1 pseudogene is annotated in these 236 nt (G+C 64.4%); it reads left to right on the top strand.

From position 1 onward, the window contains the following. Positions 1–236, top strand: a pseudogene (locus tag SB772_RS45540) (EamA family transporter RarD); the annotation flags it as partial.

Raw genomic sequence — 236 nt, 5'->3', positions numbered from 1 at the left:
CGTCCACCGGGTGCTCTGGTCGGCCTTGTTTGGCTCGCTGCTGTTGCTGGTATGGAAGCACCCCGGCTGGTGGCGCGAACTGCGCGACAACCCGCGCCGGCTGGCCATCCTGGCGCTGAGCGGCGCGCTGATCGCTGGCAACTGGCTGACCTACGTATGGTCGGTGAACAATGGCCGCATGCTCGAAGCCAGCCTTGGCTACTACATAAACCCGCTGATCAACGTGCTGCTGGGCA

The sequence above is a fragment of the Paraburkholderia sp. SIMBA_030 genome (assembly GCF_046535245.1).
Taxonomy (GTDB): domain Bacteria; phylum Pseudomonadota; class Gammaproteobacteria; order Burkholderiales; family Burkholderiaceae; genus Paraburkholderia.
Note: the sequence above shows the minus strand (reverse complement) of the source record. Positions and strands in the feature narration are given on the sequence as shown.